A 23802-nucleotide genomic window follows, 5' to 3' on the forward strand; every position below is an offset into this window, starting at 1 on the left:
ACCCCGACGACGAGGGGAGCGACGGACATGACCGGCGAGAAGGATCATCGCGGGGACCGCTACGACCGGGCACGCAGCCCCGACGAGCCCGGGGCGCACTCGGGTGCGGAGAGCCAGCCGCAGGAGCGATCCGTACCGGGCACGGCGAGTGCCGAAGAGGGCTACCAGACGGAGCACGGTACGACGGCCGGCAAGCCCCTGGAAGGTGTCGAGACCGAGGAACGCTCCCGGCGGGAACCGGACGCCGAGGGCGGCGGGGAATCCACCGGCCGCTGACGCCGAGGCCGGCGGCACGGGAATCCACCGGCCGCTGGTCGGACGCCCCGCCGGGGAACACGCGCGGCGCTGTCCGCGATCGACTGTGCCGTGGCGACCGGATCTGCCCAGAAGACCGGATCCGCCCAGGTCAACGTACCCCTCCTCGCGGCTTCATCGGTACGTGCGGCAGCTCCGGCGCGGGGAGCGGGTCCCCCTCGTAGCCGTGCACCTCGCCGAAACGGGTCCCCTTCATCCAGTCCTCGCGCGCCTGCACGATCTCGTCGTGTGACCGGCCGATGAAGTTCCACCACATCACGATCTCCTCGCCGAAGGGCGGACCGCCGAGCAGCACGAGGCGGGCGGTGCCGTCGGACTCGTTGGCGAGGGCGAGGGTGTCACCGCCGTCGGGCACATAGCCCAGCTCGGCCGGCCGCAGCGGGGTGCCGGCGGCGCGGACGTCACCCCGGTCGACGAGGACGCCGTGCTCGAAGCCGGGGTCGACCCGCAGGGTGAGGGTGGCGCGCGGTTCCAGGACGATCTCGGCGCCGAGCAGCGGCGTGAAGGTCCGCACCGGGGAGACCGCTCCGGCGAGGGAGCCCAGGAAGACCCGCAGCACGGCGCCCTCGACGCGCACCGGCTCGGGCACATGATGCTGGAAGTCCCGCGCGGTGTGCAGGTGTTCACCGGGGAGTGCGACCCACAGCTGGACGCCGTGCAGCACGGTGGTGCGGGGTGTGGAGACCTCGGAGTGGCTGATGCCGTGCCCGCCGGTCATCAGGTTCAGTTCGCCCGGCCGTACGAGGGCGTGGCTGCCCAGGCTGTCCCGGTGCTCGATCTCCCCGCTGAACAGCCAGCTCACCGTCTGCAGCCCGGTGTGCGGGTGTGGCGCGACGTCCATGCCGCCGCTGTGGGCGACGTCGTCGGGGCCGTAGTGGTCGGCGAAGCACCAGGCACCGATCAGGCTGCGGGCCCGCTGGGGCAGGGTGCGCCGTACCGTCATCGCGCGGGGGCCGCCGAGCGGCACGTCGCGGGGCGTCAGGATCTCGGCCCGCGAGGCCGTGCCGGGCAGGTGTCCCTCGGCGGGGGAGCCGCACCGCGTTTCGGCGGGCCTCGCCTCGGTGTTGCTCACCGGAGCCCACCTCCCATCCGTGGTAGTTTCATTTTCAACAACTAGCCGCGATCATAGCCCCGAAACCGGTTCCACGCACCACTTGGGCGAGGAGCCGGCGACGGCACCCGGAGGAGTCCAGGTTGACCAGTCCCGTTCCGGCCGGCGCCACCCGGCGCATCCACATCGACAAGCAGAGCCCGAAGGCGTACGACGCCCTGGTGCAGACGTCCGAGGCGGTCCGGGCCGTCGCCGCCGACGCCGGTCTGGACCGCGCCCTGGTGGAACTGGTCAACCTCCGCGTCTCGCAGATCAACGGCTGCGCCTACTGCCTGCACATGCACACCCGCGCCGCGCTCCGGGCGGGCGAGACGCCCCAGCGCCTCGGCGTGCTTGCCGCCTGGCGGGACACCGACCTGTTCACGCCCGCCGAACGGGCCGCCCTGGCCCTGGCCGAGGCGACGACCACCGCCGCGGACGGCGCCGCGCAGGACACGGCCTACGCGGCCGCACGCGAAGCGCTCACCGACGATCAGATATCCGCGGTGATCTGGGTGGCCGTCACCATCAACGCGTTCAACCGGGTCTCGATCATGAGCAGGCATCCGGTCCGGCCGGAGCGGTGACCGCCCCTTGACCTCCGCGCTCCCGGCCGACCGTCGCCAGCAGGTGCCCGACCAGGGGATTGCGGTCGTTCCTGCGCCACGCCACGGCGACCCGGGTGCGGGCGGTGCCGGGATCGATCCGGCGGAAGGCGACGCCCCTGAGCCGGATGCGGCGGATGCTCGCCGGCGCCACGGACACACCCAGCCCGGTCTCCACAAGGGCGCACACCGTCTGCCACTCCACCGCGTGCTGCGACATCCGGGGCGTGAACCCCGCGGCCTCGCACAGGCCGGTGATCCGGTCGTACAACTGTGGGCCGACCGCGCGCGGCAGCAGCACGAACGGTTCTTCGGCCAGCTCCGCCAGCCGCACGGTCCGCCCGGCGGCCAGCGGGTGGGCGGACGGCAGCACGGCCACGAAGGGCTCGCTCAGTACGGTACGGAAACCCAGCTCGGTCTCCCCGGCCGGGGGTTCCCGCAGCAGGCCGATGTCGATCGTCCGGTCGCGCAGGGCGTCCAGCTGCGGTGCCGTGGTCATCTCGCGGATGTCCAGACGCGCGTCGGGGAACCGCTGCCGGAAGTCGCGCAGCAGGCCCGGCAGGACGGTCAGGGCCAGGGAGGCGGCGAAACCGATTCGCAGCCGGCCGGCCCGTCCGCTGCCGACGGCCCGTGCCGCGGCCAGCCCGTCGGCCAGCCCGGCCAGGGTCCGGCGGGCGGCCGGCAGCAGGGCACGGCCGGCCGGCGTGAGCGTCACGCGCCCCGGCGCCCGGTCGAACAGCGGATGGCCGACCTTCTCCTCCAGCCGGCGGATCTGCTGGCTCAGCGGCGGCTGGGCGACGCCCAGGCGGGCGGCCGCACGACCGAAGTGCAGTTCCTCGGCGAGTACGACGAAGGCGTGCAGTTGCGGCAGAGGCAGTTCGGGGCGCTCCATATCACCAGAGATATCACCCGATCCCGATTCTTGTATTAGACGTATTCATGCTGGTCACCTAGCGTTCCGCGGATGACAGAGCGACGTGCGATCCTCAGTGGCTCGACCTTCGAGGAGCAGATCGGTTACGCCCGTGCCGTGGTCGACGGCGACTGGGTGCATGTCTCCGGGACCACCGGTTTCGACTACGCCACCATGACGATCCCGGACGACGTGGTCGAGCAGGCCGAGCAGTGCCTGCGCAACATCGGGGCCGCGCTCGCGGAGGCGAAATGCACCTTCGCGGACGTCGTGCGGGTGCGCTATCTGCTGCCCGACCGCGCGGACTTCGAGCCCTGCTGGCCTGTGCTGCGCCGCTGGTTCGGCGAGGTCCGCCCGGCCGCCACCATGCTGGAGTGCGGCCTCGCCGACCCCCGCATGAAGATCGAGATGGAGGTGTACGCCCGCCGCCGCGCCGACTGACCCGGCGAGCGCGGCTCACCGGTCCGAATCCGGGCCCGGCGTCGAGCCGGCCGACGAACCGCCGGGTCGAGCCGGCCGACGCACCGCCGGACGGAGACTAGGCGTACGACCGGGAACGCCTCGCCGCGCAGCGTCACCGCGTGCCCGCTCCCGACCGCGTGCCCACCGGGTCCGGTGGGTGACCAGGCGAGCGACGGTGCCGGGCGACGGCGTGGAGGGACGCGCGGCGGCTCAGCGAAACGCCGCGATGTTGCGCGCCGCCCAGGTGGCGAAAGGTGTGGCGGGCCGGCCGAGCAGCCGCTCCACATCCGGGCCGGCCGCCCGCTCCTCGGGGGTGGGTTCGCCGAGGATGGCCAGCGTGCCCTCGGCGACCGCGCGGGGCATGACACGGACCATCTGCGCCAGGGCCTCCTCCCGGCTCTGCTCCACGAACGTCACCGGGTCGCCGAGGGCCTCCGCGATGGCGGCGGCCCGCTGCCGTGGCGTGGTGCCCGCCGGGCCGGTCAGTGTGTACGTGGCACCGTCATGACCGTCCTCCCGCAGTACGGCCGCGGCGACCGCGGCGACGTCACCCGGGTCGACGAACGGCAGCGCCACGTCGGCGAAGGGCGCGGCCGCGGTGCGGTACCGGCGGACTGGCTCCGCCCACGCGAGCGCGTTGGAGGCCATCCCGCCCGAGCGCAGGATGGTGAAGGCCGGCCCCGAACCGGCCACGGCCGCCTCGAAGGCCGCGGCGTGCTTGTACGTCTCCGGCCGGGTTCCGACTCCTTGCGACGACAGCAGCACCACCTTCGTTACCCCGGCGGCGGCGGCCCGCCGCAGCACCCCGGCCGGATCCTCGCCCGCTACGAGCAGGAACAGGGCCTTGGCCCCTTCCAGTGCGGAGACGAGGCTCTCCGGCCGCCCGAGATCGGCGGCCACGGCCCGCACCCCCGGCGGAACGTCCTCGTCCCCGATCCGCCGCGCGACAGCCGTCACCGACTCCCCGGCCGCGATCAACTCGGTGACCAGGCTCCGCCCGACGTTCCCTGTGGCGCCCGTGACAACGATCATGAGAGTTCCCTCCGATGTGAGTCAGTTGACTAACTAAGTTGAGACGATAGTCCGCGCCACCGGTGGATGTCCACCGTTGGCTATCCTCAGTCAGGTGACTGACTCAGCATCCGACGCGGCGGTCAAGGCACCGCGACCGAGCCGATCCGGGCGGGGTGGCAAGCGTGAGCGCCTCGTGAACGCCGCCGTCCAGGTCTTCCATGAGCAGGGCGTGGAGAAGACCACCCTCGGCGACATCGCCCGCACGGCCGGCGTACCGCTCGGCAACGTCTACTACTACTTCAAGACCAAGGACCAGCTGGTCGAGGCCGCGGTGGACGCCCACTGCGACCAACTCGGCACCCTCACGGCACGGTTGGACGCGCTCCCGGACCCGGCGGCCCGGCTGAAGGCGCTCGTCGCGGGCTGGGTCGAGCAGCGTGAGACGGCTGCGCGCTTCGGCTGCCCCTTCGGCACCCTCGCCAGCGAACTCGACAAGCGCGACGACGGCCTCGGTCAGGTCGCCGCGAAGGTCATGCGGGTCCTGCTGGACTGGGTGGAGTCCCAGTTCGCCCAGCTCGGCCGCTCCGACGCCCCCGCGCTCGCCGTCGAACTGGTCGCGGCCTACCAGGGCATGTCGGTTCTCACCCACACCCTCCGGGACCCGGGCCTGATGGCCGCCCAGGGTGACCGACTCCGGGCCTGGATCGACGGGATCGGCGGCACCGCCGGGCAGCGGGACTGAGGGCGGAGCGGCATCCGGCCAATCTCCGACCGGTGGAGCGGTGGAGCGGTGGAGCGGTGGAGCGGTGGAGCGGTGGACGGCCGGCCGGTCCGCGTCCGCTGTCGCCATCGAGTCGTCCGGCATCCGGACGGTCGGTACCGCCCGCCATCAGCGCGGAAAGTCCCGGAGGCATGTGCGGCTGCGGCCTGCCACGGCTCCGCGTCACAACGGATCGCCGGTGATCGGACAAAGTCCTGAATCGACCGCCTGGAAGGGTTTTCGAGTCCTGGAGTGATTACCCGGTGATCGGAGTAGGGAAGTTTCCCGGGGTGACCGGCACGTGATCTTCGCGGGCCCGTCCGGCGCCGACGCGTGTCACTCGCGCGCACCACCGTGTTCGCCCCGCGGCTCGCCGCACTCATCGGTGACCACCTGGGCCGGGACGTCTTCCGGCTGGAACCCGACACGATCGGCGTCGCCGGACACCGGAGGCGCCGGCCAGCAGTGCGGCGCGCCGGGCCGGGGCCGTCCCCGGTCGGCGAGGAGAACGGCCGCGGCCATCACACCGGCACACAGGGACAGGGCCGGGATCCACCGGACGAGGGGCGCGTGCGCGGTCGCGCCGTGCGGGGCGGCGGCAATGAGCAGCACGGCGAGCCCCGCCACACAGCCGCCGACTCCCCACCAGCCCGAGCGGGGCAGCCGCCGGTGCATCAACGGGGCGGCGACGAGCAGCGCGAAGGGCAGCTCCAGAATGAACAGCGGCTGGACCAGCGCGAGCGGGCCGTTGATCAGGGCCAGGCTCTGGAACAACGCGGCGCAGATCACGCCGGCCATGCCGATCATCCAGAAGGGCCGGCGCACCAGCTCCCCGAGCAACCGGATCCCGCCGCGGCTGCTGGCGGAGGCCGCCTTGCGCTGGAAGGCGGTGCCGACGGCGTTGCTCGCGGCTCCCGCGACGGCGAACGCCGCCGCCAGTTCCATCACGACCGTCTCCCACCTGCGGGCAGCCCTCCCGGAGGAGGATCGGGCCCCTTCAGCCTACGAAAGGCGGCTCCGCCGTGCCCGGTCCGGCCGTGGCACGGACGACCGCCCGGCCTTCGCCGGTGCCGTCGTGCGGGCGCCGGGAGGCCGGCGGGTCCTTCGCCATCGGGCCCCGGGCGCCGGGGCCGGGCGGTCGGACGCCGAGTCCGTCGGCACACAGGCGGTGTCCGGACGAGCGATACGGCCGGATCCGGGGTACCTGCCCGACGAGCACGGTCGGGTGAGGGACTTGGAGGTACGCATGGCTCAGGCGGTCCGCGAGATCATGACCTGCAATCCGGTCGCGGTGACGCCGGACACCCCGGTCTGCGTGGTCGCCGCCCGCATGCGCGACGAGGACATCGGCGCGGTCCTGGTCTGCGCCGGCGACCGGCTGCGCGGGCTCGTCACCGACCGGGACCTGACCGTGCGGATCCTGGCCGAGGGCGGGGACGTCACCGGGCGTACGGTGGCCGAGGCGTGCAGCAGCGAGCTGGTCACCGTGGCCCCGGACGACGACGTGGACCGTGCCGTGCAGCTGATGCGGGGCAAGGCGTTGCGCCGGCTGCCGGTCGTCGAGGACGGGCGCGTGGTCGGGATCATCGCCCTGGGCGACGTGGCCGTCGAGTACGACCCCGAGTCCACGCTGGGTCTGATCAGTGCGGCCGGCCCCACCCGATGACGTGAGGCCGGAGCCGGCCGGGCGGACGGGTCAGGAGACGGCCAGGTCGTCCGCGTACACGGCGCCCTGCCCGTAGCAGCCGTGGACGTACACGGTGACCGTGCCGGAGGCGCCGGTGGGAACGGCACCGTCAGCTTCGACCACGACGAGGGCGACGCCCAGGTACTGGCGGTCGCGCCGCCGCTGACGCCGAGGTAGGCGTATGGGTGCGGGACGGCGCCCTGCTCGCGGGATCATGCGGCGTCCCGGCCGGGCGTCCGCAGGGCCGCCTCGGCCTGGCGTGCGCGCCAGTGCTCCACGGTCTCCTGCTGGCGCCTCGCCCGGTCGAGGAGCGTGTCGAGCAGCGCGGCGTCCAGGCGTTCGTCGGCCGGGGTGAGCCGGCGGAGGGTGGTCCATCCGGCCGCCTTGCCCTCCACCCCCAGCCGCAGCGCTTCCAGCTCCAGCACGGTACTGAGCGGGGAACGCCGCACCAGGCGGCCGTTGCCCTTCAGCCGGGCCGCCTTCTCGGCTGCCCAGGCCGCCCAGACCTTGTAGCGGCGCACCGGGACGTCCAGGTCCCGCATGATGTCCAGCAGCGCCGCCCGGTCCTCGCCGATCTCGGCGGCGACCGGGCCGAGGGCACGGCCGAGCGGGGAACCGCGGGAGGCGCGAGCCAGGTGGCCGGCCCGCTGGACGCCCGCGGTGGCGCCGGCGAGATGGTCGTTGAGATAGACACCGAGCAACTTCATGTCGGTGCCGCCGGTGGACTCGGCCCCGGGTGTACCGGAGCGCGGTGGGCCGTTCATACCGGGCCTCCCTCGGGGGTGCGGACGGAGGCGTCCACGGCGTCCGGGCGTGCGCGGCGCACTCACCGTCGTCGTGACGCGTACCAGGCAGGGGGTGCGGGGCGTCGAGCCGAAACCGAACCGTACGGCGGGCTCAACGGGTGCGAGGGAGCCGAGGTCCCGCCCTTCGTGGACCGCGGTCACCGCGGTGATCCGGTGCAGGTCGCGCGCGCCGTACCACTCGCGCCGGCCGCCGCCCGCGCTGCCACGGGTCCGCGCGCCCAGCAGCAGGTGGGCGAGTGGGTCGGTCACCACCGTCCAGCAGGCCCGGGCGGCCAGGGCGCCGGGGACGGCCCTCAGCAGAAGCCCCGGCAGACTCCTACGGCCGACGGTGAGACGCAGGCCGAGCAGTGGACCCGCGGTGACCGTCCACTGGCCCGCGGTGACGCGGACCCGTACCGGCACGACCCGTACCTCGTCGAAGGCGTAGGTGCCGGCGATGAAGTCCGCCGTACGCCGGGTCGGGGCCAGCAGCAGGCGGTGGCCGTCCTCCCGTTCCAGCATCACGTCGCTGAACGGGCCGAAGGGCGAGCGGGGCCAGTGGCCGAGCACCACGCGGGTGCCGGACGCCGTCCCGATACCGGCGATCCAGCCGTCGAAGCGCAGCCGAGCGGTCCGGGCGGGGCCCGGCCGGGACGGGTTCATCCGCCCGGGACGGGACGGTGGCGGACCCGGCCCCGCCGCACCGGGTGCGAGACGCCCAGGCGCACGTTCCGGACCCCGTCCGAGAAGTGCACGAGCGGCTCCGTCTCGGGTGGGGGCAGCCCCGCCGCCCGGGTGAGGGTCTCCTCCAGCCCGTCCAGGCGCGCCGCGCGCAGGGGCCAGGGTGCATGCTCGACCGGCGTCTCCCAGAGCGCGCCGAACCGCCGGGTGAAGGCCCGCCAGCGCGAGGTCAGCCACACGTCCAGGCGGATGGGCCGGATCGGCTCGCCCGGCCGGACGGACAGGTGGTAGCGGGGCCCGCCGCTCCGCCGGGCGCCGGTGTAGGCCACCGAGCCCTCGCGCCGCGCCAGCTCCAGGCGGCCGGCGTGGTACGGCACCCCCACCGTGCGGGCGGCCAGCATCACCGGGCAGGCCACCTCGATGGACAGGAACCACAGGCCGTCCCGGCCGTCCGGGCCACGCACATAGGTGCGCAGATTGGTCTCCGCGAAGGGCGGCAGGGCGACGGGGGACCCCGGCGGGCGCACACCGGCCATGACGAACGGCGTGAGGCTCACCCACGCCGATCCGTCGCACGTGTCCACGGCGAGCCCCCGCGGCAGCAGGAGCTGGACCTGATCAGGGGAGTAGGCCCAGTGCACGAACGTCTGGGTCAGCCAGTCGGCCCGCAGCGCGGGGACCCGCACACGCTGCTCCGGTCCATACGAGACCACGCGCACCGACTCCCCCGGAGACAGATGCCGAAACCCGGCGTGCCACTTCCCGGTGGGCTCAGCCGCCCCACACGGACCAGGACGTCGTTGTGTGCGCGGACGCCAGGACGGCGAATACGACCAGGTCCGCGACCCCGAGCCCCAGTCCGAGGAGCGCGCGGAACCGGCGTGGGGTGTCCCGGCGCAGGGCGATGACGGCCAGCACGATGGCGATGGGACCGAGGACGAGATTGAGGACGAGCAGCCCGACGAGTCCGAGGACGAAGGAGGCCACGGCCATGCCTTCGGTGTCCTGCCGGCCCGTCCGGCGCGCGGGTGGAGCGGTCAGCCGCATCGTCATGCCCTCCTCGTCCGATTGCGGCGCCGCCGCTCGCGTCCCGCGAAGACGACGAGCCAGACGGCGATGAGCGAGCCGAACACCAGCGTGAGGGGCCAGGGGAGATAGGCGGCCGCTCCCACGACGATGCCCAGCAGAAGCAGGGCGACGACCAGGAAGAGCACGCCTACCACCCCGCTTCGGTCGCGGTGGCCACGGCCGGTGGTTTCCCCACCGGTGCCGTCGCCTGCTTCCCCGGCTGCCTGTGCTGCGGCTGCGGTGGCCGCTTCTTCAACGCGTTCATGACATCGCGGGTTACCCATGGGCGGCCGTCTCACGCAGCTTTTCGCCGTGCATGGCGTACTTATGACGGTCCATCAGCGGTTGCGAGGGGGCGGTGAGTGCTTCATGTCGGCGCCCGGAGCGGGCACCTGACGGACATGAGTCCACCGAAGACACTCAGAGTCACGGACTGGGGCCCGCCCTGCTGATCGGCCTTGTCGTGACGCCACTGGCGCTGCTGGTATCGGCCGGCCGGGACCGGCTGAACGCCAAGGCCGGGGCGGCCGGGGAGCGCTGGCGTGAGCGTCGGCAGCGGCGAGCAGCCCGGTGACGTCGCCCACGCCGAACGGCCGCAGGGCTCCGGCGTCGTCGAGGACCCGGTGCCGGGCGACCGTGTCCTCGTCTCCACGGGCCGCCTCCGCCTCGTCCGCCCGGCTCAGGTGGCGCGTGTTCCACCGCCCCGGCGGATGCGGCCGAGCAGGTCGCGGTGGTAGGCCGCGAGTTGGCCGGCCGGCACCGGGGCCGGGCCCCCGGCGAGGGTGTACCAGGTGTCGCTGCCGGAATGCTGGACGGCGACACGCACACTGTGGCCGTCGGACAGGAGGATGGTCGCGACGGTGAGATCGCCGGTGATGACGCCGGCTTCGTCGGTCATCGCCCCGCCGGGGCCGGCCGTGACCCGGTCGACGTAACTGTTGATGCTGGGAGGGTTGTTCATGAGGCGCAGGTTTCCATCAACCTGACCGGCAAGCCCCGCACCGCGCAGGGGTCGCCCGCGCTTGTCCCCACGTTGGGCGTGCGGCCGGGGCGCCGGCCGACCCTCAGCCGAACAGCGGGAACCGGTCCGCCGCCGCGCCCAGGGCAGCGCGTTCGGCGTCGGTGAGCGCGGCCCGCCCGGTGCCCACGCGGGCGTAGTGGCCGTCGCTCCATTCCGGCAGGGCGGGCCGGCCGAGCAGACCGTCCAGCGTGCCGCGCACGGCGGCCAGGCCCTCGGGCGAGGGTCCCGGGGCGAGCGGGAGCCGGACGGTCAGGTCGAGATGGTGAACGGTCGCCTCCACCGCGAGGGTGGTGATCAGGTCGCCGGCCGTCAGCGCGTGCCCCTGCGTGGCCACGACCCGGGCGGGATCGGCCGCGTCCGCCGCGTGCACGGCCGCCGCGAGCGTCTCCAGGTACAGCTCCCGCAACTGACCGAAGTCCAGGGACATGCTCCCGTTCACGCGCGTCCAGCGGCGGCCGTTCGCTGCCCCGGCGGAATCCGGCCGCCAGTCCTGCCAGTACGTCACCGCGTCGCGGTCGACGGGCCCGTCCGACGGCGTGTGCAGGGCCACCAGAGCGCGCTGCGCGTCCTGAAGGCAGTGGAAGACGAGGTCGCGGACCGCCCAGCCCGTGCAGCCGGTCGGCAGCCACGACTCCTCCTCGCCCAGGTCCGAGACCACGGCCGAGGCGGCGTCATAGGCGGCGCGCAGCGTCCGCGCCCGGCTCGTCGGGCTCTGCGTGGTCATGCGGTCTCCTGACGGTGTGCGGTGGTGGGCCGTCTGAGCGTGGCGGAAGGAGCAGGAGGCGCCAATCCGAACACGGGCCGGCGTGGGGACAGCAGGGCGCGCCTGGTGCGCTCACGCTCTCTCAGCGGCGGCATGGCGTGCAACAGCGCGGCCACGCCCACCGTGTGGGATGGCTCGTTCGCCGGCTGTTCCACCCGCTCCCCCCCGGTCAGCTGCGACGCGTACGCCCGCGACGACCCACGCGTACGCCCACGACGACCCAGTGGTCCCATTCTGGCAAGGGCGGCACGGGGTTTCAGGCCGAACACCCAAGCCCGCCCCGCGGTGGCCGCGACATCACCGGCCGCGCACCGCTCACACCCGGCTCGACGTGGCCGTGTCCGCGGACAGGCGCTGGGCGACGTAGATCGGGACGACGGACAGCAGGACGAGGACGGCGGCCACGACGTTCACCACCGGCGCCTGCTGCGGGCGGGTCATGTTGCCGAAGATCCAGATGGGGAGGGTCTCGACGCTGGGCCCCGCGGTGAACGTCGTGACCACGATCTCGTCGAAGGACAGGGCGAAGGCGAGCAGACCGCCGGCCAGCAGCGCGGAGCGGACCAACGGGAACGTGACATCGGCGAACGCGCGGAACGTGGTCGCGCCGAGGTCCATGGCCGCCTCCTCGTACGAGGCCGCCGTACGCCGGAGCCGCGCCACGACATTGTTGAACACCACCACGATGCAGAAGGTGGCGTGTCCGACGATCACGGTGAACAGCCCGAGACCGACGCCGAGCGGTTCCAGGACCGTACGGAAGGCCGAGTTGAGGGCGATGCCCGTGACGATGCCCGGCAGCGCGATCGGCAGGACCACGATGAAGGAGACGGTGCCGCGGCCGAAGAAGCGGTGGCGGGCCACGGCGAAGGCGATGAGGGTGCCGAGGACGAGCGCGATCGCGGTGGCGCCGAGCCCCGCCCGCACCGAGACCCACAGTGCCTCGCGGGCGCCGGAGTTGTGCGCGGCCACCGACCACCAGTGCGGGGTGAGCCCCGGCGGCGGCCAGCTCGCGCTGCGGTCGGGGTTGAGGGAGTTGACGAGGACGAGCAGCAGCGGGACGTAGATCACCGCGAAACCGAGCCCGGCGCCGATGCGCAGGGCGATGCGCGCGGTGCGGCTGAGATGCATGGCGCTCTTCCTCTCCAGGCGTTCGGGCGGGCTACAGGCTGTTCAGGGCGCCGGTACGGCGGATCGCCAGCAGGTACAGGACGATCACGACCACGGGCACGGCCGCTTCCACGTCGAACTCGCCGCCGCCGCCCAGTCCGCCCGGCTCACCCGCGAACAGGTCGCGCTGCAGAGCGAGGTGGGTGCCCTGCTCTGTCTCGTCCTGGCCGACGACGCATATCGTGAAGAAGTTGCGGACCGTCACCGCTCCGTGATTTCCGCCGTGCAGGATGGGGCCCACGAAACCGCCGGCACGCTGGCCGAGCGGTGCGTCCGGGAGTCGACGGCGCGGCTCGTCGCCGTACGCCTCACCCTCTGACCGCGCCGCGTCCGGTTCCCGTCCGCTGGAGGACATCATGGGCTGGAGCCCCGGGCTCGCCACCCTCGACTCGGAAACGGAGACGTGGGTGGCCGGGCAGGTGGGCGGTGCGCTGGAGGCCGTCTTCGACACGGTCGCCGCCACCCGTAGGGACACCACGGCTCTCCTCGACCGGGTGGCCGCGCGGGGCCGGCGGCCCGCCAGCGCCGACCTGGCCGCCCTCCGCCCCGGACTGCACCTGTGCCTGACCCGCGAGGAACTCGTCTCCGGCGTCGGCTTCGTCGCCGCCCCCGGGCTGCTGACCGACGTACCCGCCTGGCTGGAGTGGTGGCAGGGTGCCGAAGGCGAGGTGCGCCCGCTCCTCCTCGACCTCGATCCCGGCCGGTCGGCGTACTCCGACTACACCCACTGGGACTGGTTCGCGCTGCCCCGCGACACCGGGCACCGAGCCGTGGCCGGACCATACGTCGACTACCTCTGCTCCGACGAGCACAGCCTCACTCTGTCTGAACCGGTGCACGTCCAGGGACGGTTCGCCGGAGTGACCGCCGCCGACGTGTACCTGCGGCACTTCGAAGCCGCTGTCCTGCCGCTGCTGCGGCGCCTGTCCCGCCCGGCCCGTCTGGTGAACGCCCGCGGCCGGGTCGCCGCCTCCGCCGACCCCGCCCACCTGGCCGGCTCCCTCACCAAGGGCCCGGACTTCGGCGCACTCCTCAGCCGGGGCCGCCCCGGCACGTACGACGACATGCGCCTGGTCCCGTGCCGCGGGATCCCGCTGGTGCTCGTGCTGGCCTGAGCGCGCGAGCCTTCACGGGCGCGGGGCCCGGGCCGGCGCGCGGTGACGTGCCGCGTCACGGGCCGGACTTGAGGGCCTCGGCGCCCTGATGCCCGCCGGGATCACAGTGATCCTGGCCGTGTACTGCCCGCGCGACCTGCCGGTCGCCCACCCGGCCGTGTCGGCCCCGCCGGCGGCCCCGGACGGTCGTACCGCCCTGGCCGGAGGTGTATACGGTGAGCCGGTCCCCGCCCCAGTGGGCCGTGGGCCGTGGGCCGTGGGGCGTCACCGGCGCGGTGCACCTGTGACGCCGTGACGCCCCGCCGAGCATGCTCGCCTGCACCGCCGTGCATGTCACGCCGCCAGTACGGTCTTCGCGCGCTGAAGTCGCCGCGACCCGGGCCCGCGACGACGGGCACCCCGGTCGGGAGCGGTCTCAGGCCGCCGGGTGCTCGGCGAGCCGCTTCGCCCTCGCGGCCGCCTCCTCGAGGGCGCGGTCCCGGGAGGCCTCGAACAGCGGGACCAGTTCGGCCATCGCCGGGTTGTGCGGGGCCATGGTCAGCTCCGGGACGATGAAGTCCAGCTCCAGGCCCAGGGTGTCGGCAAGGATGGCCGTGAGGTAGTTCTGTACGTACTCGTACGGCTCGCGCGGGGTGCCCGGCGCGTAGGAGCCGCCCCGGCTGGCGATGACGGTCACCGGGGTGCCCTTGGCGGACGGTGTGGCGCCCGCGGTGCGGCCGAAGAGGATCACGTTGTCCAGCCAGGCCTTGAGCGTCGAGGGGATCGTGTAGTTGTACATCGGGGCGCCGATCAGCACCGCGTCCGCCTGCTCCAGCTCCTCGATCAGCCGTACCCGCTCGGCGAAGGCGGCGGCCTGCTCGGGCGTGTGGGAGGCCGGGTCGGCGAAGCCGGCGGTGTGCGCGGCCGCGTTGATGTGCGGGACGGGCTGTGCCGCCAGGTCGTGGTGGATGACCGTGCCGTCCGGGTGCTGCTCCTGCCAGTGCGAGCGGAAGGCCGCCGTCACGGCGCGCGAGGCCGACGCCTCGGCCGGGAACACGGAGGAATCGATGTGCAGCAGGGTCGCCATGGGTGTCTCCAGAAGACGGAAGGGGCAGCCCGGGGCCGGAGCGAGTGGGCTGACGTTTCGTACCTAACTATCTCTAGCACAGGGACTTACTTTTTTTCACCCCCTCACGTCGGGGTAGTACCCTGATCCCATGGCGGCGGACCAGAACCACGACAGCGCGGCGTGCAAGCGGGTGGACGAGGGCATCACCCGTGTCTTCCAGCTGCTCGGAAAGCGCTGGAGCGGCCCGATCGTGGCCGTCCTCGTGGAGCAGCCCGCGCACTTCGCCGACCTTCGACGGGCGGTTCCCGGTATCAGCGAGCGCATGCTGTCCGACCGGCTGGCGGAACTCGGCGCCGCCGGCCTGGTCCTGCGCGAGGTCGACGAGGGCCCGCCGCTGCGGGTCTCGTACCGGCTGACCGAGTCCGGGGCCGCGCTGGAGCCCGCGCTCAGGGAACTGGCGGAGTGGGCGAAGACCCACCTGCCGGACGCCGAGCCGTGTGCCGGCGTGGGGCGGGAGCGGCCGGCCGGCACGACGGCATAGCGGGACGCGCCGGTCGAGATCACGGCGCGATGGGCCGGGGCCTCCCGGGCGAAGCGGTCGCGCGGCGGGATGGCCGCGGCCCGCCGCGACGCCGTACGGACCGGATCCCTCTCCGGGCCGGCCGTACGGGTCGGCGGGGCGGGGTGCGGCCCGGCTGCGGACGGCTCTTGTGCGTCCGTCGGGCGAGGAGTACCTGACCCGCACCGGCCGTACCTTCGACGGCACCGGTATCCCGTCGCGGCTGACCGAACCGGTCCTCACCGAGGAGGCGTTCGCGACTCGGCGTCCGACCCGGCGGTGACCGTCCTGGCACCGCGCGCCCGAGATGGGTCAGTCGACCGGCCAGGTGTGCACCGGGGCGTTGAGGTGCATGTAGTCCATGTACAGCTGCGTCATCCGCCGCAGCGCCTCGTGGCGGCCGGAGTGCGTGAAGGCGTCGAGGTGATGGAACATCTCCTTCTGCCACACCGCGCCGTTGCGTGCCGTCACGCACCGCTGCTCGATGATCCCGAGCAGCGGCTCCCGCCACGCCGCGTCCATGCCGGAATGCTCCAGGCCGCGGTGCGCGAGCGGCAGCAACCGGCGCAGGACCAGCTCCGGCACCGGCACCTCGCCCATCCCCGGCCAGTACAGCAGCGCCTCGATGCCGTGCCGGGCGGCGGTGTGCAGGTTGTCCTCGGCGGCCGCGAAGGACATCCGCGACCACACCGGCCGGTCCTCCTCGACCAGCGCCCGGGTGAGACCGTAGTAGAAGGCGCCGTTGGCGAGGGTGTCGGCGACGGTCGGCCCGGCGGGCAGCACCCGGTTCTCCACCCGGATGTGCGGTACGTCGTGGGCGACGGCGTAGACCGGGCGGTTCCAGCGGTAGATCGTGCCGTTGTGGAGGGTGAGTTCGCCCAGTTCGGGAACGTCACCGCGGTCCAGGGTCTCTCCGGGGTCCTGCTCGTCGCACAGGGGGAGGAGGGCCGGGAAGTAGCGCAGGTTCTCCTCGAACAGGTCGAAGACACTGTTGATCCACCGCTCTCCGAACCACACCCGGGGCCGCACCCCCTGCACCTTGATCTCCTCCGGGCGGGTGTCCGTGGCCTGCTCGAACAGCGGGATACGGGTCTCGTGCCACAGCTCCTTGCCGAACAGGAACGGCGCGTTCGCCGCCAGCGCCACCTGGACCCCGGCGATCGCCTGCGCCGCGTTCCAGTACGCGGCGAACTCCTCCGGCGACACCTGCAGATGGAACTGGGTGCTGGTGCACGCGGCTTCCGGGGTGATCGTGTCCGCGTAGGTCCGCAGCCGGTCCACGCCGTCCACCTCGATGCGCAGATCCTCGCCCCGGGCCGCGAACACCTGGTCGTTGAGCAGCCGGTAGCGTGGGTTCTCCGACAACGCCCCCTCGCCGATGTCCGGCTGGCGCAGCGTGGGCAGGATCCCGATCATGATCAGCCGGGTGCCGACCGACCTGGCCCGCTGATCGGCGTGATTGAGCGCGGCACGGATCTCCGACTCCCACGCGTCGGGGCCGCCCGCCGTCAGCCGCCGGGGCGGGACGTTGATCTCCAGGTTGAACCGGCCCAGCTCGGTGGACCAGGCAGGGTCGGAGATCGCCTCCAGCACATCGCTGTTGCGCATCGCCGGCTCGGCCGCGTCGTCGACCAGATTCAGTTCGATCTCCAGGCCGACCTGCGGCCGCTCGGACTCGAACCGTGCCTCGCGCAGCATCTGCGCCAGCGCGTCGAGGCACTCCTGCATCTTGACCCGGTACCGGCGGCGGTCCTCGCGGGTGAAGACGAGCGCCGGGACGTCCCGTCCCATCGGCCCTCCAGGGTTCGCCTCGGCGGACACTCTCCACCCAGCGTCGCACCATCGCGCGAACCGCACCAAGCGGATCCCGCCCGGCCACGGGTGAGCTTACGCCGCGAAGGCGTGACCGCTCCGAACCATGTACACGCCCCTCCCGTCGCCATCTGCTGACCGGAAGCGCCGGTCCGGCGCCGCCCGCGTCCGCCGGGTCGCTGGTCTCCCCGGCCCGGGCGGCCGCCGCCCGGGACATCCGGAGGAGTTCGAGAACCTCTCCCAGTGCCGCCTGCCTCGGCACCTACTCCTCCTCCGTCGACAGCAAGCTCGGCATGACCTGGGTCGTCCCGTAGCCCTTCCATGTCTGGAGCGTCAAACTCCTCCTCGCCGCAGCCCGCGGTGGCGCAGCCGGTTGCGGGCAAGAAGCAGATCGCCGGGGGACGGGTCAACGCGTTCGTGGTGGAGGGGCAGCACCGTCAGCGGGGCGCGTCCGGCGCCGGGAACGGTCGCGCGCACCGCCGGCCGGACTGGGCCCGCCGACGCGGTGGTCCGGTCAGGGGAGCCTGCGGGCCACGCCGCCGTGGAAACCGATCTCGGCGGACCGGGGCGGCGGGGTGCCGTCCGGGCGCCAGAACGGGACCTGGGCCAGGCCCGGCTCGACCAACTCGAAGCCGTCGAAGAACCGCTCGACCTCGGCCCGGGAGCGGAGGTTCAAAGAGGCGGTGGCCTTGTTGTAGACGGCCTGGGCGGCGCTGCGGTCGGCGAAGTCGCCCGTGCCGTGCGACAGCACCCGGTAGCTGCCCGACGGCAGCGCGTCGCGCAGGGTGGCGACGACGCCGGCGGGCTGCTCCGCGTCCGTGAGGAAGTGCAGGATGGCCACGAGGAGCAGGGCGACCGGCTGGTCGAAGTCGATGACCTTGCGGACTTCGGGGTGGTCCAGGACGGAACGTGGGTCACGGAGGTCGCCCAGGACGATGCTGGTCGTACCGGAGCGGCTGAGCAACGCGTTGCCGTGCGCGGCCACGATCGGATCGTTGTCGACGTAGGCGACGCGGACGTCCGGCGCCGCCTCCTGGGCGACCTCGTGCACGTTCGGCGAGGTGGGCAGGCCGGTGCCGATGTCCAGGATCTGCCGGATTCCGTTGCCGACGACGTACCGGACGGCCCGGTGCAGGAAGGCCCGGTTCGCCCGCACCCCGATCCGCGCCTCGGGTGCCGCGGCGGCGAGCTCGTCGGCCGCCCGCTGGTCCACCTCGTAGTTGTCCTTGCCGCCCAGGAGGTAGTCGTAGATCCGCGCGGGATGCGGCTTGCTGGTGTCGATGTTCACGGCCTGGACGCCGTCCTGGGTCACGCTGCGCTCCTCTCGGCGACCGTCACGGCCTCGGCCCGTGAACGGCTGGCCAAAGCTTCCCACGGCCACCCTCCCTTGCCGTGGGAAACCGATCGGTTTACGGTGGTGGAAACCGATCAGTTTCCCATCTGGAGAAAAACATGACTTCGATCAAGGGCTCTGTCGTCGTGGTCACCGGCGGCAGTCGTGGCCTGGGCAAGGCGCTGGTGGAGGAGTTGTACGCGCGCGGCGCCGCCAGGGTGTACGCCACGGCCCGCGACCCGCGCAGTGTGACCCATCCCGACGCCGTGCCCCTCGCCCTGGAGGTCACCGACCCCCGGTCCGTCGAGGCCGCGGCGGCACGGGCGCACGACGCCACCGTGCTGATCAACAACGCCGGCATCTCGCTCGGGGCGGCGCCCTTCCTCGACGCGGCAGTCGACGACGTCCGCCGGGAGTTCGAGACCAACTTCTTCGGGCCGCTGCTGGTCACGCGCGCCTTCGTGCCGGTCATCGAAGGCAACGGCGGCGGACACCTCCTCAACGTCCACTCCGTGCTCTCCTGGCTGGGCGTCGCCGGCTCCTACAGCGCCACCAAGGCGGCTCTGTGGTCGCAGACCAACTCCCTGCGCCTGGAGCTGCGTCCGCGCGGCATCGGGGTCACCGGACTGCACGTCGGCTATATCGACACCGACATGACCTCCGGTGTCGACGCACCCAAGTCCACGCCCCACGAGGTGGCCGCCGTGGCGCTCGACGGCGTCGAAGCCGGGGCGTACGAGGTGCTGGCGGACGACGTCTCACGCCAGGTGAAGGCGGGACTCTCGGGAGACCTGGCGGCGCTGTACCCGGAGCTGGCGAACGAGAGGCCCTAGGTGTGCTGACCGGACACCAGGGCCCGGGTCACCGGTCGCGCGCGGAGGTGGCCGGTGCCGGGACCGGTCATTTCCGGGCGCCCGGCGGGGAACCTGTGATCAAGTGGCGAACATGAGTTCCCTGATTCGTCATGTCACCTTCGACGCCGCCGATCCCTATGCGCTGGCGACGTTCTGGGCCCAGACCCTGGACGGTTCGCTCGCCGACGACGACTTTCCGGGCGACCCCGAGGCCCTCGTCAGGACCGCGACCGCCACCTTGCTCTTCGTCAGGGTCGCAGACCCCAAGACGACGAAGAATCGCGTCCACCTGGATCTCCAGCCCCGGGACCGCACCCGGGACGAGGAAGTGGAGCGCCTGCTGGCCCTCGGTGCCACGCTTCAGGGCGACCACCGCCGGCCGGACGGAACGGGGTGGGTGACGCTCCACGACCCCGAGGGCAACGAGTTGTGCGTCGAACGCGGCGCGGCGGAGCGGGCCGGCGGCTGAAGCGTCGGCCCGGATCCCATCCGCGGACACGCGGCCGGAGTGTGGCAGCTCTGGACAGGGCCCCCTGGACTGTTTAGCCTTCCAGTCCAGAAATGGAAGATCAGTCCAAGAGGGCTGGGGGATCCAGGGGGCGTGGTGGGCGACACGGTGGCCGACGCACGGCAGGGCCGGCACGGTGACGCCGCTTGCGTGGACGCGGACGAGCACCTCGTTCGGGAAGCCGAGAAGATCGCTGTCGCACTCGGCCGCATGTTCCCGGGCCTGTGCGAAGTCGTGCTGCACGACCTCCGGCATCCGGAGCAGGCGATCCGGGCGATCGAGAACAATCTGTCGGGCCGTCAGATCGGCGACGGCGCCACCGAGTTGGGACTGGCGCGGATCGCCGACCCCGAGTACCCCGGTGTCATCCAGAACTACCCCAACCGATTCCCCGACGGCCGCCCGGCGAAGAGCACGTCCATCGGCATCAAGAACGCGGCCGGGGAATACATCGCGGCGCTCTGCCTGAACCTCGACGTCTCCGTGCTGTCCGCCGTGACGCTCGCACTGTCGAACCTCGTGGCCACGGAGAGCGGGCACCGGGACCAGCCCCTCGAGACGCTGCGGGACCGCGGCGCCCGCGAGCTGCGCCAGGCGGTGGAGGAACTGTCCGCCCGGCGCGCCGCCACCCCCCGTTCGCTGAGCCGCGAGGACAAGAAGGCGCTCGTACGGCAGCTCCACCGGGACGGCTACTTCGACTCACGGGACGCGGCACAGACCATCGCGGATCTGCTCGGTGTCTCCCGGGCGACGGTCTACAACTACGCGAAGTGACGCAGCGAGAGACCCCACGCACCTGGACCCCACCGCATCTCGACACCGCCGAAAGAGGACACCGCCATGGCCGCCGACCCGCCCGTGACCTTCGACGACGTCCGTCAGGCCGCCGTCCGCCTCGAAGGCGTCGCCCACCGCACCCCCGTCCTCACCTCCCGCACCCTGAACGCCCTTGTCGGCTCCCAGGTGTTCATCAAGTGCGAGAACTTCCAGCGCGTCGGCGCCTTCAAGATCCGCGGCGCCTACAACGCCGCCGCCCAGCTCTCCCCGGAACAACTGGCCAAGGGCATCGCCGCCTACTCCTCCGGCAACCACGCCCAGGCCACCGCCCTGGCCGCCCGGGAGCTGGGCACCAGCGCCGTCATCCTGATGCCCGAGGACGCCCCACGCTCCAAGAGGGAGGCCACGGCCGGGTACGGCGCCGAGATCGTCACCTACGACCGCTACACCCAGGACCGCACCGCGCTTGGTGAGGCGCTGGCCGCGGACCGCGGGCTGGCCCTCATCCCGCCCTACGACCACCCCCACGTCATCGCCGGCCAGGGCACCGCCGCCCTCGAACTCCTCGAGGAGACCGGCCCGCTCGACGCTCTCGTCGTACCCGTGGGCGGCGGTGGTCTCATCGCGGGCAGCGCCATCACGGCCAAGGCGCTGCATCCCGGGACGCGGGTCATCGGCGTGGAGCCCGAAGCGGGTGACGACACCAAGCGCTCCCTGGAAAGCGGTGCGCGCGTCACCGTGCCGGTGCCACGCACGGTCGCCGACGGCCAGGCACTGCCCACCCCCGGTGAGATCACCTTCGCCATCAACCAGCGCCTCGTGGACGCCATCACCCTCGTCAGCGACGCCGAGATCATCAGCGCCATGCGCTTCGCCTTCGAACGGCTGAAGATCGTCCTCGAACCGAGCGGCGCCACGAGCCTCGCTGCGCTTCTGGCGGGCCACCTCGACCTGCCGCCCCGCATCGGCGTCATCGCCTCCGGCGGCAACATCGACACCCAGCGGTTCACCCGGCTCGTGAGCGGCTGACCGGCCGTAACGCCGGGCAGCACGACAACCGTCGGGGGCGAGCGCCGCGGGCAACGGCACGCGACCCTGCCCGGGGAGTGAGCGGAGCCGCCCCATAAGGTCGGCGACATGATCAGTGAATTCAGCGACGCGTTCCTGCTGGCGGCCGAACGGCATGCCGCCTGGGGCGCGGCGCAGCTCGAGGTGCTGACCGGCTTCCTGCCCGAGGGGCCGTGGAGTGCCGATCTCTCCGCCTGCGTCTACCGGCAGGGGGAGTTGGAGCTGCGGGTCGCCGTACTGGGTACGTACGACATGGCCGAGCAGTCCTGGATGTGGGGGTGGGCGAACCCGGACCTGCGGGGCACCGAGGCCGTGGCCCTGACCGGCGCCCTCGAGCGGTACGGGCGGACGCACGGGATCGCCGAACTGGGCGAGGAGATCCTGAACCTGTCCCGTTTCAGCGACCCCCGCCGCGCGGCGGAGATGCTCGCCTTCACCGGCATGGGAGTGGCCGGAGCGCCCGGGTACATCGGCGTTCCCGCCGGAGGCGGCACACAGGTCTACTTCCTCCCCGACGACCCACAGGTCCCGCGCGCGGTCCTGGACCCGGTCGCCCTGCCTCGGACGCTGCTCACCGGAGCGGGACTGATCGGCCACTCCGCCCGGCACGTCGTAGGCGGCTACTTCGACCACCACGGCCTGCCCCAGCGTGCCGAGGCCGGCCGGATCATCGCCGACCTGCCCGGCGGCAGCACGGCCGAGGTCGACTTCGACGCGGCCGGACGGATCGCGAACGTCGGGGTGAAGGTGCTGCCCTGACGCCCGCGGTGCCGGGGCGGCGCGCCCTGCGCGCCGCCGTCCCCGGACCGTCGATCCGGTGCCGTGGGTGACACGGCACCGGCTTCTCGGCACGGGTCGTTGTCAGTGGCCCCCCTTACGGTTCAAGCAGTGAGGGCCCGCCGGAACGGCCGCGGGTCCGTCCTGGGGGAGGGGTCTGCCATGTCCACGGCGTCCACGGTGTCGACGACGTATCTGGAGCTGTCGCAGGAGGGTGCCGGCGCCCACAAGTTCTACGAGGTCGTCGTCGACGGCCAGGTGGTGACGGTGCGATACGGGCGGATCGGTGCCGCCGGGCAGACACAGACGACGACGTTCCCGACCGTGCAGAAGGCGCAGGCCGCCGCCGCGAAGAAGGTGGGAGAGAAGGTCCGCAAGGGCTACGCCCCGGCCGTCCGGGGACAGCGCCCCCCGCGGGCGGTGACCCGGCGTCAGGTCAGCTCCGCCCCGTCCACCGCGCGAGCCGTGGCACCCGTGCTGTGGCGGTTCCGCACCGGCTCCGCCGCGTTCGGCATCCATGTCGACGACGACCATTGCTGGGTGGGCAACCAGGCCGGTGACGTCTACACCCTGGACCACGAAGGCGCCGTCCTGGCCCGGTTCAGCCTTCCGGACGGCGTGAAGTGCCTGGTCGCCGACGACTTCTGGATCTACGCGGGCTGCGACGACGGCAAGGTCTACGACCTCTCCTCCAAGCTGCCGTTCGCCGCCTACGACATCGCCGCCGACGTCGACATCTTCTGGCTCGACATCCACGAGGGCATCCTGAACGTCTCGGACCGCGACGGCCGGCTCACCGTCATCGACCACGAGGACGAACACCAGTGGGCCCGCCGCGGCCGGGGCGAGCACGCCTGGATGGTCCGTGCCGACGACCGGGCCGTCTACCACGGCCACCACAGCGGCGTCACCGCCTACGCCCCGGACGGCGGCGGCGAGTTGTGGCACACGCCCACCCGGGGCGGTGTCCTCTTCGGCTGGCAGGAGGACGACGCCGTGTACGCGGGCACCGCGCACCGCGTGGTCCAGCGGCTGTCGAAGGCGACCGGCGCTGTGGAGGCGACGTACGCCTGCGACAGCGCCGTGTACTCGTGCGCCACCTCGCCCGGCGGGCGGTTCGTCTTCGCCGGGGACGCGGCCTCGTCCGTGTACTGCTTCGACCGGGACGGTACGCGGCTGTGGAAGCTCGGCACGGGCGGTGGCTCGGCGCTGTCGATGCAGTACCGCGACGAGCGCCTGTACCTGGTGACCACGGACGGCTCGCTGGTGTGCGTGGACGCGAGCGAGGCGGCCATCGCAGCGGCCCAGCAGGGCACGGTGCCGGTCGTCCGGGACGTCAAGCTCGCCGCCGCCCTGCCGGCCTACGCGCCCGCCACGGCCGTGGAAGCGGTGGCCACCGTGACCCGGGCTCCGGCCGGAGCGGTCGTGGTCGAGTGCGTCCAGGAGTCCGGCCGGCTGCGGGTGCACGTGCTGAGCGAGGGCTACGAGTCCTCCTGGAACGTCCAGTTCCCGCGCGCGATACGGCAGCCCGGCGCGCGCTACGTCGTGGACGCGCTGCACCCGGCGGCGGGCGGCTTCTACCGGGTCCGCGGCGACATCCGGCGCCTGCTGTGACGC

30 protein-coding genes and 1 pseudogene are annotated in these 23802 nt (G+C 72.7%); 15 read left to right on the forward strand and 16 right to left on the reverse strand.

The window, feature by feature from the left end; translation table 11 throughout:
* Positions 1-27 precede the first annotated feature (27 nt).
* Positions 28-276: a hypothetical protein gene (locus AC07C1_RS13650; RefSeq protein WP_478938853.1), complete on the forward strand. Its 249-nt coding sequence runs from the start codon at positions 28-30 to the stop codon at positions 274-276.
* A 130-nt stretch (positions 277-406) separates the two neighbouring features.
* On the opposite strand, the gene AC07C1_RS13655 is transcribed toward AC07C1_RS13650, so the two are convergent.
* Positions 407-1387: a pirin family protein gene (locus AC07C1_RS13655; RefSeq protein ID WP_478938854.1), complete on the reverse strand. Its 981-nt coding sequence runs from the start codon at positions 1385-1387 to the stop codon at positions 407-409.
* Positions 1388-1509: 122 nt separating this feature from the next.
* Between AC07C1_RS13655 and AC07C1_RS13660 the strand changes: the two genes are divergently transcribed.
* Positions 1510-1992, forward strand: a complete 483-nt coding sequence (locus AC07C1_RS13660) for a carboxymuconolactone decarboxylase family protein (RefSeq protein ID WP_478938855.1) — start codon at positions 1510-1512, stop codon at positions 1990-1992.
* Here the strand turns inward: AC07C1_RS13660 and AC07C1_RS13665 are convergent.
* Positions 1958-2902: a LysR family transcriptional regulator gene (locus AC07C1_RS13665; RefSeq protein WP_478938856.1), complete on the reverse strand. Its 945-nt coding sequence runs from the start codon at positions 2900-2902 to the stop codon at positions 1958-1960. The two genes, AC07C1_RS13660 and AC07C1_RS13665, sit on opposite strands and share 35 nt — an antisense overlap.
* Positions 2903-2974: 72 nt before the next feature.
* Between AC07C1_RS13665 and AC07C1_RS13670 the strand changes: the two genes are divergently transcribed.
* Positions 2975-3364, forward strand: coding sequence for a RidA family protein (locus tag AC07C1_RS13670; protein ID WP_478938857.1), 390 nt, complete (start codon positions 2975-2977; stop codon positions 3362-3364).
* Positions 3365-3595: 231 nt separating this feature from the next.
* On the opposite strand, the gene AC07C1_RS13675 is transcribed toward AC07C1_RS13670, so the two are convergent.
* A complete protein-coding gene (locus AC07C1_RS13675) occupies positions 3596-4417 on the reverse strand; it encodes an NAD(P)H-binding protein (protein ID WP_478938858.1) in 822 nt (273 codons plus the stop codon).
* Between the two features lie 94 nt (positions 4418-4511).
* Here AC07C1_RS13675 and AC07C1_RS13680 point away from each other — a divergent pair, with 94 nt between their 5' ends.
* Complete coding sequence (locus AC07C1_RS13680) at positions 4512-5141, forward strand: TetR/AcrR family transcriptional regulator (protein ID WP_478938859.1); 630 nt, start codon at positions 4512-4514, stop codon at positions 5139-5141.
* A gap of 354 nt (positions 5142-5495) precedes the next feature.
* Here AC07C1_RS13680 and AC07C1_RS13685 read toward each other — a convergent pair whose 3' ends face one another.
* Positions 5496-6104 carry a DMT family transporter gene (locus AC07C1_RS13685; protein WP_478939025.1) on the reverse strand — a complete coding sequence of 203 codons (609 nt, stop codon included), beginning with the start codon at positions 6102-6104 and terminating at the stop codon, positions 5496-5498.
* A 301-nt stretch (positions 6105-6405) separates the two neighbouring features.
* On the opposite strand from AC07C1_RS13685, the gene AC07C1_RS13690 reads away from it, so the two are divergent.
* Entirely contained in the window at positions 6406-6825 is a 420-nt protein-coding gene (locus AC07C1_RS13690) for a CBS domain-containing protein (RefSeq protein ID WP_478938860.1), read from the forward strand.
* Between the two features lie 30 nt (positions 6826-6855).
* On the opposite strand, the gene AC07C1_RS13695 is transcribed toward AC07C1_RS13690, so the two are convergent.
* From AC07C1_RS13695 to AC07C1_RS13735, 9 genes and pseudogenes are all read right to left on the reverse strand, one after another.
* The gene (locus AC07C1_RS13695) at positions 6856-7062 is read right to left on the reverse strand and encodes a hypothetical protein (protein ID WP_478938861.1); all 207 of its coding nucleotides are present in this window, start codon (positions 7060-7062) and stop codon (positions 6856-6858) included.
* Positions 7059-7610: a hypothetical protein gene (locus AC07C1_RS13700; protein ID WP_478939026.1), complete on the reverse strand. Its 552-nt coding sequence runs from the start codon at positions 7608-7610 to the stop codon at positions 7059-7061. Before AC07C1_RS13700 ends, AC07C1_RS13695 begins: the two co-directional genes overlap by 4 nt.
* A gap of 54 nt (positions 7611-7664) precedes the next feature.
* Positions 7665-8294 (reverse strand): annotated as a pseudogene (locus tag AC07C1_RS13705) (hypothetical protein); the annotation flags it as partial.
* Positions 8291-9025, reverse strand: coding sequence for a YqjF family protein (locus AC07C1_RS13710; protein ID WP_478938862.1), 735 nt, complete (start codon positions 9023-9025; stop codon positions 8291-8293). The gene AC07C1_RS13710 and the pseudogene AC07C1_RS13705, both read right to left, overlap by 4 nt.
* 58 nt (positions 9026-9083) lie before the next feature.
* Positions 9084-9359, reverse strand: a complete 276-nt coding sequence (locus AC07C1_RS13715; RefSeq protein WP_478939027.1) for a DUF4190 domain-containing protein — start codon at positions 9357-9359, stop codon at positions 9084-9086.
* A 2-nt stretch (positions 9360-9361) separates the two neighbouring features.
* A complete protein-coding gene (locus AC07C1_RS13720) occupies positions 9362-9526 on the reverse strand; it encodes a hypothetical protein (protein ID WP_478938863.1) in 165 nt (54 codons plus the stop codon).
* Between the two features lie 533 nt (positions 9527-10059).
* Positions 10060-10341, reverse strand: coding sequence for a hypothetical protein (locus tag AC07C1_RS13725; protein WP_478938864.1), 282 nt, complete (start codon positions 10339-10341; stop codon positions 10060-10062).
* A gap of 103 nt (positions 10342-10444) precedes the next feature.
* Positions 10445-11125 carry a maleylpyruvate isomerase N-terminal domain-containing protein gene (locus AC07C1_RS13730; RefSeq protein WP_478938865.1) on the reverse strand — a complete coding sequence of 227 codons (681 nt, stop codon included), beginning with the start codon at positions 11123-11125 and terminating at the stop codon, positions 10445-10447.
* Between the two features lie 354 nt (positions 11126-11479).
* Positions 11480-12295, reverse strand: a complete 816-nt coding sequence (locus AC07C1_RS13735; RefSeq protein ID WP_478938866.1) for an ABC transporter permease — start codon at positions 12293-12295, stop codon at positions 11480-11482.
* Here AC07C1_RS13735 and AC07C1_RS13740 point away from each other — a divergent pair.
* Together AC07C1_RS13740 and AC07C1_RS13745 are read left to right on the forward strand one after the other, a co-directional pair.
* Positions 12294-12653, forward strand: a complete 360-nt coding sequence (locus tag AC07C1_RS13740) for an FCD domain-containing protein (protein ID WP_478938867.1) — start codon at positions 12294-12296, stop codon at positions 12651-12653. The two genes, AC07C1_RS13735 and AC07C1_RS13740, sit on opposite strands and share 2 nt — an antisense overlap.
* Positions 12654-12690: 37 nt before the next feature.
* Entirely contained in the window at positions 12691-13449 is a 759-nt protein-coding gene (locus AC07C1_RS13745) for a PDC sensor domain-containing protein (RefSeq protein ID WP_478938868.1), read from the forward strand.
* Between the two features lie 415 nt (positions 13450-13864).
* Here AC07C1_RS13745 and AC07C1_RS13750 read toward each other — a convergent pair whose 3' ends face one another.
* Positions 13865-14515: an FMN-dependent NADH-azoreductase gene (locus AC07C1_RS13750; RefSeq protein ID WP_478938869.1), complete on the reverse strand. Its 651-nt coding sequence runs from the start codon at positions 14513-14515 to the stop codon at positions 13865-13867.
* Between the two features lie 130 nt (positions 14516-14645).
* Between AC07C1_RS13750 and AC07C1_RS13755 the strand changes: the two genes are divergently transcribed.
* Together AC07C1_RS13755 and AC07C1_RS13760 are read left to right on the forward strand one after the other, a co-directional pair.
* Complete coding sequence (locus AC07C1_RS13755; RefSeq protein ID WP_478938870.1) at positions 14646-15038, forward strand: winged helix-turn-helix transcriptional regulator; 393 nt, start codon at positions 14646-14648, stop codon at positions 15036-15038.
* 169 nt (positions 15039-15207) lie between these two features.
* Positions 15208-15339, forward strand: a complete 132-nt coding sequence (locus AC07C1_RS13760) for a hypothetical protein (RefSeq protein ID WP_478939038.1) — start codon at positions 15208-15210, stop codon at positions 15337-15339.
* Positions 15340-15368: 29 nt separating this feature from the next.
* Here the strand turns inward: AC07C1_RS13760 and AC07C1_RS13765 are convergent, their stop codons facing one another.
* Positions 15369-16847 carry a glutamate-cysteine ligase family protein gene (locus AC07C1_RS13765; protein WP_478938871.1) on the reverse strand — a complete coding sequence of 493 codons (1479 nt, stop codon included), beginning with the start codon at positions 16845-16847 and terminating at the stop codon, positions 15369-15371.
* Between the two features lie 535 nt (positions 16848-17382).
* Entirely contained in the window at positions 17383-18180 is a 798-nt protein-coding gene (locus AC07C1_RS13770) for an SAM-dependent methyltransferase (protein WP_478938872.1), read from the reverse strand.
* Positions 18181-18320: 140 nt separating this feature from the next.
* Here AC07C1_RS13770 and AC07C1_RS13775 point away from each other — a divergent pair, with 140 nt between their 5' ends.
* The 6 genes from AC07C1_RS13775 to AC07C1_RS13800 all read left to right on the forward strand — a co-directional run bounded on the left by AC07C1_RS13775 (position 18321) and on the right by AC07C1_RS13800 (position 23799).
* Positions 18321-19034, forward strand: coding sequence for an SDR family oxidoreductase (locus AC07C1_RS13775; RefSeq protein ID WP_478938873.1), 714 nt, complete (start codon positions 18321-18323; stop codon positions 19032-19034).
* Between the two features lie 112 nt (positions 19035-19146).
* On the forward strand, positions 19147-19524 hold the full coding sequence (locus tag AC07C1_RS13780) for a VOC family protein (RefSeq protein WP_478938874.1): 378 nt from the start codon (positions 19147-19149) through the stop codon (positions 19522-19524).
* A 147-nt stretch (positions 19525-19671) separates the two neighbouring features.
* Positions 19672-20337, forward strand: coding sequence for a helix-turn-helix transcriptional regulator (locus tag AC07C1_RS13785; RefSeq protein WP_478939028.1), 666 nt, complete (start codon positions 19672-19674; stop codon positions 20335-20337).
* 66 nt (positions 20338-20403) lie between these two features.
* Complete coding sequence (locus AC07C1_RS13790) at positions 20404-21369, forward strand: threo-3-hydroxy-L-aspartate ammonia-lyase (protein ID WP_478938875.1); 966 nt, start codon at positions 20404-20406, stop codon at positions 21367-21369.
* A 108-nt stretch (positions 21370-21477) separates the two neighbouring features.
* On the forward strand, positions 21478-22167 hold the full coding sequence (locus tag AC07C1_RS13795) for a DUF6882 domain-containing protein (RefSeq protein WP_478938876.1): 690 nt from the start codon (positions 21478-21480) through the stop codon (positions 22165-22167).
* 180 nt (positions 22168-22347) lie between these two features.
* Positions 22348-23799: a WGR domain-containing protein gene (locus tag AC07C1_RS13800; protein ID WP_478938877.1), complete on the forward strand. Its 1452-nt coding sequence runs from the start codon at positions 22348-22350 to the stop codon at positions 23797-23799.
* Positions 23800-23802: the final 3 nt, after the last annotated feature.

The sequence above is a fragment of the Streptomyces sp. NPDC045022 genome (genome assembly GCF_056432605.1).